The following is a 15,250-nucleotide window of genomic DNA, read 5'->3' on the forward strand; positions in this document are numbered from 1 at the left end:
GACCTCTCCCAGCTCGTGGGGCGCAACGGCGAGGTGCTCGACGCGCTCCAGGAGCTGACCCGGCTCGCGGTGTACCGCGAGACCGGGGAGCGGTCCCGCCTCATGCTGGACGTCTCCGGCCACCGGGCCGAGCAGCGCGCCCGGCTGATCGAGCTTGCCGCGGAGAAGATCGCCGAGGTCAGGGAGTCGGGCGCTCAGGTGTCGCTGAGCCCGATGACGTCGTTCGAGCGCAAGGTCGTGCACGACGCCGTGTCCGCGGCGGGTCTGACGTCGGAGTCCGAGRGCGCCGAGCCCAAGCGCTACGTCGTGATCCTGCCCTCCTGACCTCCTGACCTACCTCCTGACTCGATCGACCTGTTTCACGTGAAACGAGAGCCGTGACCGACGAGGACCCCACGTCCCCCCGCGCACCCTCCCCGCCCGTCGAGGCCGGGAGGGTGTTCGCGTCCGATCGTCTCCCGCTCGTCGTGGCGTACGCCGATCTCCTGGCGACCGATGGCGTCGTGCGGGGTCTCATCGGGCCGCGTGAGGCGCCCCGTCTCTGGGACCGGCATCTCCTCAACTGCGCCGTCCTGGGTGAAGCCGTGCCGTCGGGGGCGACGGTGTGTGACGTCGGTTCAGGCGCCGGTCTGCCGGGCCTGGTGCTGGCCATCGCGCGGGCCGACCTCGAGGTCACCCTCGTGGAGCCGCTGCTGCGGCGGACGACCTTCTTGGAGGAGGTCGTCGCGGCGCTGGAGCTGCCCAACGTCGAGGTGGTCCGTGGCCGCGCGGACGCCCTGCACGGCACCCGTACCTTCGACGTCGTCACGTCCCGGGCCGTCGCGCCCTTGGAGCGGTTGCTCCAGTGGTCCATGCCTCTGGTGGCGTCCCACGGAGCCCTCGTCGCCATGAAGGGGTCCTCGGTCGCCGAGGAGATCGAGGCGGCCCGCCCGGTCCTCTCGCGCTGGCGCTGCGCCGAGCCCGAGGTGCTCACGCTGGGTGAGGACCTGCTCGTCCACAGCACCCACGCCCTGAGAGTGGCCTGGGCCGACCCCGCGCGGGTAGGTTGGCCGCTTGCTTCGACGAAGCCACCACCCCGCCGCCGCCGCTCCCCGTGACCGTCGTGCGGTGTCTCCGCGGATCCATGTCGCCCTTCGTCGCCGCAGCCCGTTGCCTGTCCGTCCCCCGTCTGTGAGCTTCGCCCCCGCGCGTGAAGCGAAAGGTTCGTGTTCGCCCGTGTCTGAGGACCGCCCGTCGCACCCCTCCCCCTCCTGGGACGCCCGCAAGGACGACGTTCGGGGCGAGGAGGCCGATCTGAAGTTTTCCACCGGTACGGGTACCGCTCCTGAGCGTGAGTTTCCACAGGATGACCCCCGTCATCCACAGGCTGAGGGTGAACAGGTTTCACGTGAAACGGTGAGTGACTCTCCCGTTTCACGTGAAACAGGTGCGCAGGCTCGGCCGTTCACGGTACGAACTGCTGCGGAGGTGGCCGAGGGGCACTCGGGGTTCCACGACGACACCACCCCGCTGGCGCGAGCCGCCGAGCACTCCGTCCTGGCGCGCACCGGCGGACTCCACCGTGGCCGCGAGGTACCTCGTCCGGAGGCGACTCGCGTCTTCGTGGTCGCCAACCAGAAGGGCGGCGTCGGCAAGACGACGTCCACGGTGAACACGGCCGCGGCCCTGGCCCAGCTCGGGCAACGCGTCCTGGTCATCGACCTGGACCCCCAGGGCAACGCGTCCACGGCGCTCAGCATCGACCACCACCGTGGCGTGCCCTCGACGTACGACATGCTGGTGGAGGGCGAGCCCCTCGCCGATGTGATGACGCCGTGCGACGACCTCCCCGGACTGTGGGTGGTGCCCGCCACGATCGACCTCGCCGGGGCGGAGATCGAGCTGGTCAGCGTCGTGGCCCGCGAGAGCCGGTTGCAGCGGGCCCTCGCCGGACATCCCTGGATCGGGACCGCCGAGGAAGCGGGTGAGGAGCGGTTCGACTACGTCCTCGTGGACTGCCCGCCGTCCCTGGGCCTGCTGACCCTGAACGCCCTGGTCGCCGGGCGAGAGATGTTCATCCCCATCCAGGCCGAGTACTACGCGCTCGAGGGTCTCGGGCAGCTCCTCGAGACCGTGGAGATGGTGCGCAAGCACCTCAATCCCGACCTGGTGGTCTCCACCATCCTGCTCACGATGTACGACGCACGCACTCGCCTCGCGGCGAACGTGGCCTCGGAGGTCCGGGAACACTTCGGGACCGAGGTCCTCAAGACGGCGGTGCCTCGATCGGTCCGCGTGTCGGAGGCGCCGTCGTACGGCCAGACGGTGATGACCTACGATCCGGCCTCGGCGGGCGCACTGAGCTATCTGGAGGCGGCCCGTGAGATCGCCACCAAGGGAGCACCACGATGACGTCCACCCCCAAGCCCGTACGACGCGGCCTCGGCCGCGGCCTCGGGTCGCTGATCCCGACCGCTCCCCCCGAGGCGCCCTCCGGTGCGCCGACCTCGGGCGACCGGTCCTCCGCCAACGGCTCGAGCCCCGCGGACGTCGACTCCCCCGGCTCGCCAGGGGGCCGGGGCTCGGATGCGGGTCACGCCGGTGACCACGCATCCTCGGAGAGCACCTCCACGTCGAACACCGCGTCGAGCGCGGAGTCCGCAGACCCCGCCCCGGTCCAGGTGGCCGGGTCGTGGTTCGCCGAGCTGCCGATCACCCAGGTGCGGCCCAATGCCCGGCAACCGCGCCAGGTCTTCGAGGAGGAGGCGCTCGCCGAGCTCGTCCACTCCATCCGGGAAGTGGGTCTGCTCCAACCGGTCGTCGTGCGGCCCGCCGGCGACGACTCCTACGAGCTGATCATGGGCGAGCGCCGGTGGCGGGCCTCCCAGGAGGCCGGTCTCACCGCCATCCCGGCGATCGTGCGCGACACCGACGACCACGACATGCTGCGGGACGCCCTGCTGGAGAACCTGCACCGCTCTCAGCTGAACCCCCTCGAAGAGGCGGCGGCCTACGGTCAGCTCCTCGAGGACTTCGGCTGCACCCACGACGAGCTCGCGCAGCGCATCGGCCGCTCACGCCCGCAGATCAGCAACACCCTGCGGCTGCTCAAGCTCTCCCCGGCGGTCCAGCGCCGCGTGGCGGCGGGCGTGCTGTCCGCGGGCCATGCCCGGGCCCTGCTCAGCGTGGAGGACGCCGACCTGCAGGACCGGCTTGCCTCGCGGGTCACCGCGGAGGGCATCAGCGTGCGTGGCCTCGAGGAGATCGTGTCCGTCGGACCCGGTCAGAGCGGCTCGGCGCGCACCCAGCGCTCCCGCCCCAGTGCCCCTGGCCTGGCCGACCTGGCCGAGCGGCTCTCCGACCGCTTCGAGACGCGGGTCAAGGTCGATCTCGGCAAGGCCAAGGGCAAGATCACCGTGGAGTTCGCCTCCCTGGACGACCTGCGACGGATCGTGGAGGTCATGGACCCCCGCAACCGGACAGACCGCCCCATCTGACGACCTCGCGGCCCGCGCTCGTGCTCCTCGTAGGCCGCTGACCTGCGGAAACACTGCAAGTCGATAAAGTGACAAGTCGCTCAAGCGATGAAGCAACACAACGACAAGTCGCTACAGTGACTCATCGTCAGGGAGTCACGCCGGGTCACTTCTTGCGGGCCGCGGCGCGCTTCTCGGCCCGCTTGCGGGCGCGTTCGCGCTTCTCCGCTGCGTCGAGGACCTTGGCCTCCTCGAGCGTGGGGGCCGAGCCGCCGAGCCGCTTCGGAAGCCACCAGGACCCGGGCGGCTGCTCGTCGGTGGGATAGGCGGCGATCGTCTCCTCCAGCAGCGCGCTCATCCGTGCCTTGAGCTCGGCGGTCTCCGCGGCGGGGTTCTCGCCGGTGGGGTACATCGGCTCGCCGACGGACAGCGCGATGGTCTTGCCGCGGCTGAAGTCGCGCGGGTGGTCCTTGGTCATCATCCGCTGGGTGCCCCACAGGATGACGGGCACCAGCGGGACGCCCGCCTCGGCCGCGATGCGCACCGCGCCGGTCTTGATCTCCTTGAGCTCGAAGGCCCGCGAGATGGTCGCCTCCGGGAAGATGCCCACCGCCTCGCCGGCCCTGAGGTACTCCAGGGCGACGTCGAGGGACTTCTCCCCCGACGCGCGGTCGACCTCGATGTGGTGCAGGGAGCGCATCAGCGGGCCGACGGCCGGGTGGTCGAAGAGCTCGCGCTTGGCCATGAAGCGCACCAGCCGCCGCGAGGGCCGGGCCGCGAAGCCGCCGTAGATGAAGTCGACGTACCCGATGTGGTTGTAGGCCAGCAGCACGCCGCCGGAACGGGGCACGTGCTCGGTGCCGGTCATCTGGAACCGCTGCCCGAGCATCTTGAAGCCCGCGAGGGCGGTGTAGATGATCGGGGGGTAGGTCACGTCTCGCATGCGGTGAGCCTAGGGGCCGTGCGACGCGTCGGCGAGGGGGTGGGACGCGGCTCTCAGCGGCGGGTGGCGAGGAAGTCGCCGATCCGGCCGATCGCCTCCTCGAGCACGCCCGCCTCGGGCAGCGTCACGAGCCGGAAGTGGTCGGGTGAGAACCAGTTGAAGCCGGTGCCGTGGGTGACCAGGATCTTCTTGGCGCGCAGCAGCTCGATCACGAACTCCTGGTCGTCGTCGATGGGGTAGACGGCCGGGTCGAGGCGCGGGAAGCAGTAGAGCGCGCCCTTGGGCGTGACGTTGGAGACGCCCGGGATCTCGTTGAGCAGCCGGTCCGCGAGCATCGACTGCTCGTAGTAACGCCCCCCGGGACCGATCAGCTCCTCCACGGACTGGTAGCCGCCCAGGGCCGTCTGGATCGCGTGCTGCGCGGGCACGTTGGCGCACATGCGCATGTTGGCGATGAGGGTGAGCCCCTCGAGGAAGTCGGTGGCGATCTCCTTGGGACCCGAGATCATCACCCAGCCGGCGCGGTAGCCGCAGACGCGGTAGGCCTTGGAGAGGCCGCTGAAGGTCAGGCAGAGCACGTCGTTGCCGGCGTACGTCGCGGCGTGGTGGTGCAGCGCGTCCTCGAAGACGATCTTCTCGTAGATCTCGTCGGCGAGGATGACCAGCTCGTGACGCCGGGCGATGTCGACGAGCCCCTTGACGACGTCCTCGCTGTAGACCGCGCCCGTGGGGTTGTTGGGGTTGATGATGACCAGCGCGTGCGTGTTCTCGGTGATCTTGGCCTCGATGTCGGCGAGGTCGGGGTTCCAGCCGTCCTCCTCGTCGCAGCGGTAGTGCACCGCCGTACCACCGGACAGCGTGACGGCGCCGGTCCACAGCGGGTAGTCCGGGGCGGGCACCAGGACCTCGTTGCCGTCGTCGAGGAAGGCCTGGAGCACCATCGAGATCAGCTCGGAGACGCCGTTGCCGATGAAGACGTCCTCGACGCCCACCTCGCGCAGCCCACGGGACTGGTAGTAGTTCACCACCGCGGTCCGGGCCGAGTAGATGCCCTGCGAGTCGCTGTAGCCCTGCGACTTGGGCAGGTGGTGGACCATGTCGGCGACGATCGCCTCGGGTGCCTCGAACCCGAACGGCGCCGTGTTGCCGATGTTGAGCTTGAGGATGCGGTGCCCCTCGGCCTCGAGGCGTTGGGCCTCGAGCAGGATCGGACCCCGCACGTCGTAGCGGACTCCACGCAGCTTCTGGCTCTGGACGATGGGGCGCACACAGGCATCCTCTCAGGCGCGGAAGCGGCCTAGCATGGGGATGTCCTGGGTGGACGACACCCGAGCCTGTGTCGTACGTCGTCCACGCAGCCGCCGTCACCCGGACGCAGGAGGCCCGATGTCGCGTCGTACCGCTCCGATCACCGTCGACCACCTCGCCGAGGTGGGTGAACCCTGCCGCTCGTGCCTCTTCTGGGAGCTCGACGCCGTGAGCCGGGCGCGGCTCGACCACGACGAGCGGGTGGCGGAGAAGCAGCGCTGGCTCTCGGAGGTGCTGCGGGAGTGGGGCTCGGCCGGCCGGGTCGTGCTCGTCGACGGCCGGGTCGCGGGACACGCGATCTACGTGCCCGCCGCCTTCGTGCCTGGTCAGGCGGCCCTGCCCACGGCGCCGGTCTCGCCGGATGCCGTCGTGCTGACGACCGTCCAGGTCGAGCCGTGGGCCCGCGGCGGCGGTCTGGCCCGTCAGCTGGTGCAGGGGATGGCCCGCGACCTCGTGACCCGTGGACAGGTGGCGGTGGAGGCCTTCGGGGACACCCGCGGGCGCGCGGACGGGTGCGTGATGTCGGCGGAGTTCCTCGGCCGGGTCGGCTTCCGCACGCAGCGGGCGCACATCACCACTCCGCGGATGCGGATGGAGCTGCGATCGGCGATCAGCTGGAAGGACGAGGTCGAGTCGGCCCTGGAGAAGCTGTGGGGCGTCGTGCGCCCGGCCCCGGCGCGGGCGCCGCAGCAGCCGCGGGCCCTGCACGGGCGGCGTACGACGCACTGAGACCTCCGCGACTCGCCCCGGGACGCACGACACCCCGGCGGCTCCGCGAGGAGCGCACCGGGGCGAGGTGAGGAGTGCTGGAGCCGGGCGACTCAGATGAAGTCGGCGAGCTCCTTGAGGAGCGCGGCCTTGGGCTTGGCGCCCACGATCGACTTGACGACCTCGCCACCGGAGTAGACGTTGATGGTCGGGATGCCGGTGACGCGGTAGGACGAAGGGGTCACGGGGTTCTCGTCGACGTTCATCTTGAGGAAGGTGACCTTGTCACCGTGCTCGGAGTTGATCTCGTCGAGGATCGGCGCGACCTGGCGGCACGGTCCGCACCACTCGGCCCAGAAGTCCACCAGGACGGGCTTGTCGGACTTGAGGACCTGCGCCTCGAACTCGGCGTCGGTCACGGCGGCGATGTTGGCCACTGCTCTACCTCTCTCTGGGTGTCTCGGGATGTGCTGAGTGAACACCATGCCGGGGACATCTGTTCCCGGCCCGGTGCGGGGCCGCTCAGGCGCCGGCGGTCTGCACGACCTCGGTGACGATCTCGTCGGTCTCCGCCGGCGAGGCGTCCACGAGGGCCGCGTGGTCGAGCGCGGCCACGAAGCGCTCGGCGTCGAGGGCCGCGGCGCAGCCGGTGCCGGCGGCGGTGATCGCCTGGCGGTAGTGGTGGTCCACCAGGTCGCCGGCCGCGAAGACGCCGCGGACGTTGGTCGCCGTGGACGGGTGGTCGACCAGCACGTAGCCGTCGTCGTCGAGGTCGACCTGGCCGGCGAGGAGCTCGGAGCGCGGGTCGTGGCCGATGGCGATGAAGAGCCCGGTCACGTCGAGCTGGCGCAGCTCGCTGTCGGTGGTGTCGCGCAGGGTGATCGACTCGAGCCGGTCGGCACCGTTGATGGAGGCGACCTCGGAGTTCCACACGATCTCGAGCTTGGGGTCGGCGAAGGCGCGCTCCTGCATGATCTTGGAGGCGCGCAGCTCGTCGCGACGGTGGATCAGGTAGACCTTCGAGGCGAAGCGGGTCAGGAAGGTCGCCTCCTCGATCGCGGAGTCGCCGCCGCCCACGACGGCGATGGCCTGCTCGCGGAAGAAGAAGCCGTCGCAGGTCGCGCACCAGGACACACCRCGGCCGGACAGCTCCTCCTCGCGGGGGAGACCGAGCTTGCGGTAGCCGGAGCCGGTCGCGAGGATCACCGACCGCGCCGTGTAGGTGTCGGTGGCCGTCCTGACGACCTTGACCTCGCCGGTCAGGTCGACCTCGACGACGTCGTCGGAGACCAGCTCGGCGCCGAAGCGCTCGGCCTGGGCCCGCATCTCGTCCATCAGTGCGGGACCCATGATCCCGTCGCGGAAGCCCGGGAAGTTCTCGACCTCCGTGGTGTTCATCAGCGCACCGCCGGCGGTGACCGAGCCCTCGAAGACCAGCGGCGCCAGGGCCGCGCGGGCGGCGTACACCGCAGCGGTGTAGCCGGACGGGCCCGACCCGATGATGATCACGTTGCGGGTCTCGGTGTGCTCAGTCATGCGGTTCAGGGCTCCTACGGATGGGGGAACGTGTCGTGGGTTCCAACCGATCGTAGGCGAGGGATGTTCCCCGCGGTGGCGGACACCACGCCGGCTCAGCGGGCGCGGAGCGACGTGCTGTCCACGGCCTCGTCCGAACCGCAGAGGTAGACGTCCACCACCTGGCGGCCGTCCTGGGCCGGGCGCAGCACGACGAGGGCCGGCAGCCCGTCCCACGTCGCGTCCACGCGCTCGCCGTCGCCGACGTCGAGGCGGCACCGGGGGCTGGGTGCGTACGACGTCACGGCACCCGGCAGCGTGAGGGGGCGTACGGCGGGGCGCAGCGCCTGGGTGCTGCTCAGCGGGACGGGGGCGGCGAACGCCGATCCCGTGCGCTCGCTCTCGGCGGCCTCGGGACTGCTGGAGAGCTGGCTCGGGGCGGACCCGGCGGCCTTGCCGCTGCCGTCCCGGTCCTCGGCGGGTCCGGCCTCGGCGGGCCCCACCTCGTCGGCCTGGTCGGCGGAGCCGCCACCGTCCGCGCTGGAGGCCGAGTCGCCACCGCCGGACGTGCCGGTGGAGTCGAGCACCTGGGGGAGGGCGACGCCGAGGACCACGACGGCGGCCGCGGCGACCAGCCCGCTGGTGAGGGCGCGTCGACGACGCGACCCGAGGGGTACGACGGGCGCGAGCGCCGCCGGGTCTGCCTCCCGGCGCTCGGCGGTGAGCTCCGCGAGGGCCGCGTCGAGGCGGGTGACGACGTCGTCGGGGACGGGAGCGGTGTGCCGGGCCTCGGCGAGGCGGGCACGGACGGCCGCCTCCTCGGCGGGGGACAGGGTCGGGTCGTCGGGGGCGGTCATCGGGTCACCTCCTCGGTGCGGATGTCGAGCGCGGGTGCGGAACGAGCGGGTGTGGGGAACGGACGGGTCAGCGGCCCGCGGCCGGTGGCCCGCGGGGGGCGCCGGTGGATGGGACGTCCGTGCCGGTCGGCGGGTTCCCCGGGGAGGACGGGGGTGAGGAGGGCCTCAACGCGCCCAGCAGGGGGGCGAGCCGCGCCCGGCCGCGGGAGCAGCGCGACTTGATGGTGCCCTCCGCGCAGTCGAGGATCGCGGCCGCCTCGGCGACGGTGTAGCCCTCCATGTCCACCAGGACGAGTGCCGCCCGCTGGTCGGCGGGCAGCGTGGCGAGGGCGTGCAGCACAGCGCGACGGCGCTCGTCGGCGAGTGCGCTGGCCTCGGGGTCGTCACCCACGGCGGTGGAGGCGACCAGCGCCCCGCGTCCGGCCCGCTCCTCCAGGTCGTCGGGGAGGGCGTCGGCGGCACGCACCTTGGCGGCTCGGATCCGGTCCAGGCACGCGTTGACGACCACCCGGTGCAACCAGGTGGTCACCTGCGCCTCGCCCCGGAACGAGCCGGCCCTGCGGAACGCCGCGACCATGCCGTCCTGGAGGCCGTCGGCCGCGTCCTCGGGGTTGCCCATCGTCCGCAGGGCCACCGCCCACAGCCGGTCGCGGTGCCGCCCGAAGAGCACCCCGAAGGCATCGGCGTCGCCCGCGACGTGGGCGGCCAGGAGGTCGGCGTCCGGGCGCTCGTCGGCGCCGGGCGCGGGCCCGCCGTCGTGGTGCGACGTCACCCGGCCACCACGACGTCCGACACGGTGCCGCGGTAGGAGCCGTCGAGCTGGGGGAGCGCGGTGAGCCACACGGTGACGAAGCGACCCGACACGGCCTCGTCGAGGTCCACGGTCAGGGCTCCGCTCCCGGACGCGGTCCCGACCGGGGTGAGGTCCGCGACGCCGGTGGGCGACTGCCCGGTGACGTAGATCGACAACGACGTCGGCCCGCCGAGGGTGGCGACGTCGACCTGCCGCACGCCGCGGGTGCGGCCGAGGTCGATGACGAGGCCGACGCCGGTCTTGAGCCCGGCCGGTCCGAGCTGCTGGGCGTAGCTCGAGGTGGTCCAGGCCGTGGCGCCGTTGCCGTCGAGCACCAGCGGGACCCGGTCGGAGTTCTCCACCTGCCCGTCGGTGCCCTGCGGGTCGAAGTCGCGGGCAGTGACGTCCGGGAACGGGGTCGGGGCGGCCGTGGTCACCGGCGAGCCGGGCGTCTGGGTCGTCGCCTCCTCGCCGTCGGGACGGCCCAGCTGGTACGCCGCGAGCGCGGCCATGGCGACGAGCAGGCACAGCCCGATGAGGAGGGCGAACCGGATCGAGCCGCGGCCGGGCACCACGTCGCCGGTCCCRGTGCTCGTGTCGTACGACGGCCAGGAGCCCGACCCGGTGTGCTGTCCGGTCTGGGAGCCGGACGGGGACCCTCCCGCGGTGGCCTCCCACGGCCAGTAGCCGCTGGCGGAGGGACGCACGCCCTCGCGGGGCCGACGCGCCGGCTGGCCCTCCGGTGGCTCGGGGGCGAAGAGCGGCTTGGCGGGCCGTTCCTCGAAGGGCGGCGGAGGCGGAGGCGTGTCGCTGCGGGCGGCCACCCAGCCCACGTCGTCGCGCTCGTCGTCGAAGACGGGCATGCCGGCCTGGGTGGGGTGGTCCACCGGCGTCGCGGGGCTGCTCACGGCGGGCGCCGGCGACGGCGCGGCGTCGGTCGTGGTGGGCACGGCCGGCGACACCGTCGGCACGGCGCGGGTCGGCTCGCCCTGGGGTGGCGCCCAGTTCTGCACGGGGTGGTCCTGCGTGGCGCCGTGCCCGGTCTCGCGCAGCCCGGAGGCGTCCCCGACGTACTCGCGCAGCATCTCGGCGATCACGGCGGCGGAGATGCCCGCCTCACCGGACCGGCCCTCGTTGAGGACCTGGTCGCAGAGGGCGTCGAGGGCACGGGGGATCCCGGCGCGGACCCGGCGCGGGCGCAGCACGGCGCCGTGGTCGGTGGGGGCGTCGGGGAGCAGCGAGGTGGAGACGCCGGCCCACTTGCCGGTGAGGGCGGCGTACAGCAGCCCCGCGGTGTCGACGAGGTCGGCGGAGCGCCGACCCGGCGGGAGGCCGTGGAGGGCGGCGTCGACCGCGAAGCCGATGATGCGGACCTGGCCGTGGTGGTCGATCAGGACGTTCTCGGGGACCATGCGCCCGTGGGCCAGCCCGGCCGCGTGGGCCAGGGTGAGGCTGTCGGCGACCTCGGAGACGATCCAGGCGGCATAGCGCGGCGCCAGCGGACCGTCGTTGGCCAGCATGACGTCGAGGGACGTCCCCTGGCCCCACTCGTTGACGACGTAGCAGAGGTCGTCGAGCTGCTCGGCGTCCAGGACGCGCAGCAGGCGGGGGTCGACGTGCGGGGCGACGGTGCGGGCGGCCTCCAGCAGCCCCGGGGCGCGGGCGTCGTGGCGGGAGATGAGGTGCACGGCCACGTGCCGGTGCAGCACCGAGTCGTGCGCGCGCCAGAACCGGCCGCCCTCGCTCTCGGTGAGCAGGTCGTCGAGTCGGTAGCGGGAGGCGAGCACCTCTCCGGCGTGGATCGAGTCAGGCACCTCTCACCTCGCTCCCGAGGGCCCCGGCTGGGTGGACGACCTCATCGTAGGACTCACCGGCGCCGTACCCGGTCGACCACGCTGTCCACCAGCGAGGTGACCTCACGGATCCGCATCAGTCGTGCGACGCCGAGCAGGACGAGCGCACCCGCGAGCCCGGCCAGGCCGCCGCGCAGCAGCGACAGGAGGATGCCCGGCTCCTCGCCCAGCCCGGCGAGGGCCAGCTCGACCCCCCACGCCGCCAGGGCCGCGCCGGCGCAGGCGACGGCCATCCGGACGCCGAAGCGCACCAGCGCCGGGGTCCCCAGGCCGCCCAGGGCGCGGCGCAGGACGGTGTAGCTGATGGCCGAGCCCACGACGTAYGACGCGAGCCAGGCCAGCACGAGGGCGGGCGCGGTCTGGTCGGCGTTGGTCCGTCCGACCAGCAGCACCGCCGCGACGATGTTGGTGGCCGAGATGGCGCACTGGATGAAGAACACCAGCCGGGTCTGCTCGAGGGCGTAGAAGCCGCGCAGCATCATGTAGTGGACGGTGAAGAAGACCAGGGCGGGCCCGAAGAGCGCCAGCGTGGGGGCGAAGGCCGCCGGGTCGCCCGCGCCGGCGTCGAAGAGCACCCCGGCGATGTCCCCCGCCAGGATCGGCACGAGGGCGGCGAACGGCAGCACCACGACGAGGGCGGTGCGCAGCGTCGAGCCCAGCGTGCGACCCATGTCCGCCAGGCGCGCGTCGCTGGCGTAGCCGGAGAGCCGGGGCAGGATCGCGGTCGTGAGGGAGACCGTGATGATGGCGTGCGGCACCATCATGATCAGGAAGCTGCTCGAGTAGACCGTGTTGCCGGTGCCACCGCCGTCGACCGTGCCGCTGGACGCCAGCCGGGTGACGACGAGGTAGGCCAGCTGGTTGACCACCACGAAGAGCACGGTCCACACCCCGAGGCGCGCGGTGTGGCCCAGCCCGGTGCCGCGGAAGTCGAAGCGCGGGCGGTAGTGGAAGCCGGCCCGGCGCAGGTAGGGCAGCAGGATCAGGAACTGCACGACGATGCCCAGCGTGGAGCCGAGGCCGAGCATCAGCTCCTGCGCGTTGCTGTAGCCGCCCACCTGCTCGGCGGCCGTCGGCTGGCCCCACAGGACGAGGTAGAGGCCGAGCACCGCGATGGCGATCAGGTTGTTGGCGATGGGAGCCCACATCATCGGGCCGAACCTCTGCCGCGCGTTGAGCACCTGGCCCACCAGCACGAACATCCCGTAGAAGAAGACCTGCGGCAGGCAGTAGCGGGTGAAGGCGATCGCCGAGTCGAGCTGGGCGGTGCGGTCGGGCCGGTAGTAGCCGTCCGACAGGTAGATCCTCACGAGCCAGGGCGCCGCCAGCACCAGGACCACGGTGACCACGGCCAGGAAGATCGCGGACAGCGTGATGATCCGCGCCGCGTAGGCGTCCCCGCCGTCGGGATCGTTCTTCATCGTGCGCACCAGCTGGGGCACCAGCACCGCGTTGAAGACGCCACCGGCGACGAGGATGTAGACCGCGTTGGGGATGGTGTTGGCGATGGTGAAGATGTCGGCGTGCAGGGCCTGGCCGAGCGCCGCGATGATCAGCAGGGTGCGGAAGTAGCCGCTGAAGCGGGACAGGATCGTCCCGCTGGCCATCACGGCCGTCGCGGACAGCAGGCGGGTGTCGCTCATGTGGCCGCCCCCGGCTCGCCCTCGGTCGTCGCGGCGGACCGCCGCGCTCGCACCTGGCGTACGACGCGCACCACGATCGTGCCGAAGAGCAGGGCCGTGCCGAAGACCAGGATGTACCAGATGATCGCGCTGACCTGGGCCGCCCGCACCGGCAGCGACGCGGAGCCGCCGGTCGGGGTGCCGTCCTGGTCGGTGACCACCAGCCGCACCTGGTGGATCCCGAGCCGGGAGGCGGTCACGTCGAGCAGCAGCCGTGAGCGCGCTCCGGCCGCGAGTCGCAGGACGCCGGACTCGTCCACCTCGAGGGACCCGTCCGACTCGGCCCCGACCCGCACGGTGACGGGCTCGTCGAGCCCGTTGACCACGGTGGCGCCGAGGGTGCCGTCCTCGCTGGAGAGCGTCACGGACGAGGGCGCGACGACGTCRATGTCGGCGAGCTGGGCGTCGAGGTGCGCGGCGGCGCCGCGCGCGGACAGGGCCGCCGCGGACGCCCGGTTGCGCTGGCGCACCGAGAGGGTGGCCAGGGCCTCGTCGGTCGCCTGCTGGCGCACCAGGTTGGGGTTGGTGAGGACGCCGGCCATCACCGCGGCCTGTCGGCGCAGTCCCTGGGCCGAGGTGAAGCTCGTCGCCCCGAGCTCGTCCGCCTCGTCCGCGTCGGTGTAGCTGAGGTCGGCGGCGGTGAGGGACTCGGCCGGCCGGGCGCTGATGTCGGAGAGCAGCACCGTGTGCAGCCACGACACGTCGAGGGCGTCGAAGAGGTTGGCCGGGTCACGGGGGAACCAGTCGTCGGGAAGCTCGAGGACCACCGGGGCGGTGGAGCCGGCGTACAGGCGCAGCGCGGCCTCGCTGAGCAGGCGCTGGCGCAGGGCGAGCGGCTCGTCGGAGGCGGTCGGGCCGGGGCCGCCGCCCGCGGCCCCCGTCGACGTCACGACGACCTTGTGCCCCAGGAGGCGCACCACCGAGTTGGGCGCGTCGGGCGGCACCGCGAACGACGTGTCTCCGAGCAGGACGGTGCCGTCGGGGGTCGCGGACTCGAGGGCCTGCGGGCTGATGATCCCGCCCGGCGGGGCCAGGGTCGGCGTGCTCACGATGCCGAGGGCAGTCATCACCTCGGCGCTGCGCGCCACCGCGTCGGTGTAGAAGTCCGGGTCGTGCGCGGCGGCGGCCGAGACGTCGAGGTCGCCGTACGGCAGGGAGAGCACGGTCTCGCCGACGACCAGGGCCGAGAGGCGATCCAGCCAGGCCCCGGCCGCCGCGGCGACGGCCTCCTTGTCGGCGGAGAGCCGCTGGTCGGCGGCCGCCGGCGGGCCCAGCGGGGCGCCGCCGACGTCGGGCGTCGCGGGCTGTCCCTCCGCGGCCGGGTCGTCGGCCGGGTCCTCGCTGCCGTCCTCCGGCAGCTGGGCGGGATCGGCGGCGAGACTCCGGGGCGGGTTGCCGGCGGCGAGGCGCGAGACGGTGGCCAGGACGGCGGGGTCGATGAGCCAGGTGATCGGCACGCTGCCGGCGGCCTCGCCCGCGTCGAGCACCGCGTCGAGGCGTCCGCCGTCGGCCAGGGAGGTGCCCCAGCGGCGCACACCGGACACCCGCCCGCCGGCCGTGTGGCGGATCTGCTCGCGGATCGGCACCACGATGGCGGTGTCGACGGTGTCGTCGGTGGGTGCGACGTACGGGATGAAGGTGCGGGCGCGCCCGTCGGCGAACTCGTCGCGTGGCACCGAGGAGTCACCGATCGCGTGGACGCCGATCCAGTAGGCGCCCGGCGCCACGATGCCGAGCTGGTCGCGGGGCACCGACATCTCGAAGCCGGCCGTCTCGCCGGGCTGGAGCAGCTCCACGGTGTCGAAGGCACCCGGCTCGACCACCCGGTCGCCGACGTACTGCGAGGGGTCGATCGCCGCCGACGCCGCCAGCGAGGTCGCATCGACGATGGGGGTGGTGGAGCGGAAGGCGTACAGGTTGACGCCGGTCCACGGCTCGGCGCTCTGGTTGGTGACCGTGCCCCGGATGCGCACCGGGCGGTCGTCGTCGGTCAGCGCTGCCGGGGAGATCGAGTCGAGGTGGACGATCAGCGGATCGGCCTCGGCCGCCGCGGTCGCCTCCGCGGCGGGTGCCGCCGCGACGACCGGTACGCCGACGAGGGTGGCGGCGAGCGCCGCGGCGAAGCGGTGCCGGGCC

Annotated in this window: 14 protein-coding genes; 5 read left to right on the forward strand and 9 right to left on the reverse strand. The window is 72.7% G+C overall.

What is annotated here, in order from left to right; genetic code table 11:
• The 4 genes from ACXJKL_RS02960 to ACXJKL_RS02975 form a co-directional block, all read left to right on the forward strand.
• The coding region (locus ACXJKL_RS02960) for a Jag family protein (RefSeq protein ID WP_457205559.1) at positions 1–324 on the forward strand (324 nt) is incomplete at its 5' end.
• A 53-nt stretch (positions 325–377) separates the two neighbouring features.
• Positions 378–1,097, forward strand: a complete 720-nt coding sequence (gene rsmG, locus ACXJKL_RS02965) for a 16S rRNA (guanine(527)-N(7))-methyltransferase RsmG (RefSeq protein ID WP_457205560.1) — start codon at positions 378–380, stop codon at positions 1,095–1,097.
• 370 nt (positions 1,098–1,467) lie between these two features.
• A complete protein-coding gene (locus ACXJKL_RS02970; protein ID WP_457205561.1) occupies positions 1,468–2,391 on the forward strand; it encodes a ParA family protein in 924 nt (307 codons plus the stop codon).
• Positions 2,388–3,476, forward strand: a complete 1,089-nt coding sequence (locus tag ACXJKL_RS02975) for a ParB/RepB/Spo0J family partition protein (protein ID WP_457205562.1) — start codon at positions 2,388–2,390, stop codon at positions 3,474–3,476. Before ACXJKL_RS02970 ends, ACXJKL_RS02975 begins: the two co-directional genes overlap by 4 nt.
• Before the next feature lie 145 nt (positions 3,477–3,621).
• Here ACXJKL_RS02975 and ACXJKL_RS02980 read toward each other — a convergent pair whose 3' ends face one another.
• Together ACXJKL_RS02980 and ACXJKL_RS02985 are read right to left on the reverse strand one after the other, a co-directional pair.
• Entirely contained in the window at positions 3,622–4,398 is a 777-nt protein-coding gene (locus ACXJKL_RS02980) for a lysophospholipid acyltransferase family protein (protein ID WP_457205563.1), read from the reverse strand.
• A 53-nt stretch (positions 4,399–4,451) separates the two neighbouring features.
• Positions 4,452–5,666 (reverse strand): pyridoxal phosphate-dependent aminotransferase, encoded by a 1,215-nt coding sequence (locus ACXJKL_RS02985; RefSeq protein WP_457205564.1) that lies wholly within the window; start codon positions 5,664–5,666, stop codon positions 4,452–4,454.
• A gap of 118 nt (positions 5,667–5,784) precedes the next feature.
• Here ACXJKL_RS02985 and ACXJKL_RS02990 point away from each other — a divergent pair, with 118 nt between their 5' ends.
• Positions 5,785–6,435, forward strand: coding sequence for a GNAT family N-acetyltransferase (locus ACXJKL_RS02990; protein ID WP_457205565.1), 651 nt, complete (start codon positions 5,785–5,787; stop codon positions 6,433–6,435).
• A 92-nt stretch (positions 6,436–6,527) separates the two neighbouring features.
• Here the strand turns inward: ACXJKL_RS02990 and trxA are convergent, their stop codons facing one another.
• The 7 genes from trxA to ACXJKL_RS03025 all read right to left on the reverse strand — a co-directional run.
• Positions 6,528–6,899 (reverse strand): thioredoxin, encoded by a 372-nt coding sequence (gene trxA / locus ACXJKL_RS02995; RefSeq protein ID WP_457205566.1) that lies wholly within the window; start codon positions 6,897–6,899, stop codon positions 6,528–6,530.
• A gap of 37 nt (positions 6,900–6,936) precedes the next feature.
• Positions 6,937–7,950, reverse strand: coding sequence for a thioredoxin-disulfide reductase (gene trxB, locus ACXJKL_RS03000; protein ID WP_457205567.1), 1,014 nt, complete (start codon positions 7,948–7,950; stop codon positions 6,937–6,939).
• A 95-nt stretch (positions 7,951–8,045) separates the two neighbouring features.
• Positions 8,046–8,786 carry a hypothetical protein gene (locus tag ACXJKL_RS03005; RefSeq protein ID WP_457205568.1) on the reverse strand — a complete coding sequence of 247 codons (741 nt, stop codon included), beginning with the start codon at positions 8,784–8,786 and terminating at the stop codon, positions 8,046–8,048.
• A gap of 67 nt (positions 8,787–8,853) precedes the next feature.
• Positions 8,854–9,558, reverse strand: a complete 705-nt coding sequence (gene sigM, locus ACXJKL_RS03010) for an RNA polymerase sigma factor SigM (RefSeq protein ID WP_457205569.1) — start codon at positions 9,556–9,558, stop codon at positions 8,854–8,856.
• Complete coding sequence (locus ACXJKL_RS03015) at positions 9,555–11,393, reverse strand: protein kinase domain-containing protein (protein ID WP_457205570.1); 1,839 nt, start codon at positions 11,391–11,393, stop codon at positions 9,555–9,557. The genes sigM and ACXJKL_RS03015 overlap by 4 nt, the downstream gene beginning before the upstream one ends.
• Positions 11,394–11,446: 53 nt before the next feature.
• Positions 11,447–13,075 (reverse strand): murein biosynthesis integral membrane protein MurJ, encoded by a 1,629-nt coding sequence (gene murJ, locus ACXJKL_RS03020; protein ID WP_457205571.1) that lies wholly within the window; start codon positions 13,073–13,075, stop codon positions 11,447–11,449.
• A partial coding sequence (locus ACXJKL_RS03025) for a DUF6049 family protein (protein WP_457205572.1) occupies positions 13,072–15,250 on the reverse strand: 2,179 nt, incomplete at its 5' end. The genes murJ and ACXJKL_RS03025, both read right to left, overlap by 4 nt.

Source organism: Nocardioides sp. P5_C9_2 (assembly GCF_054049555.1).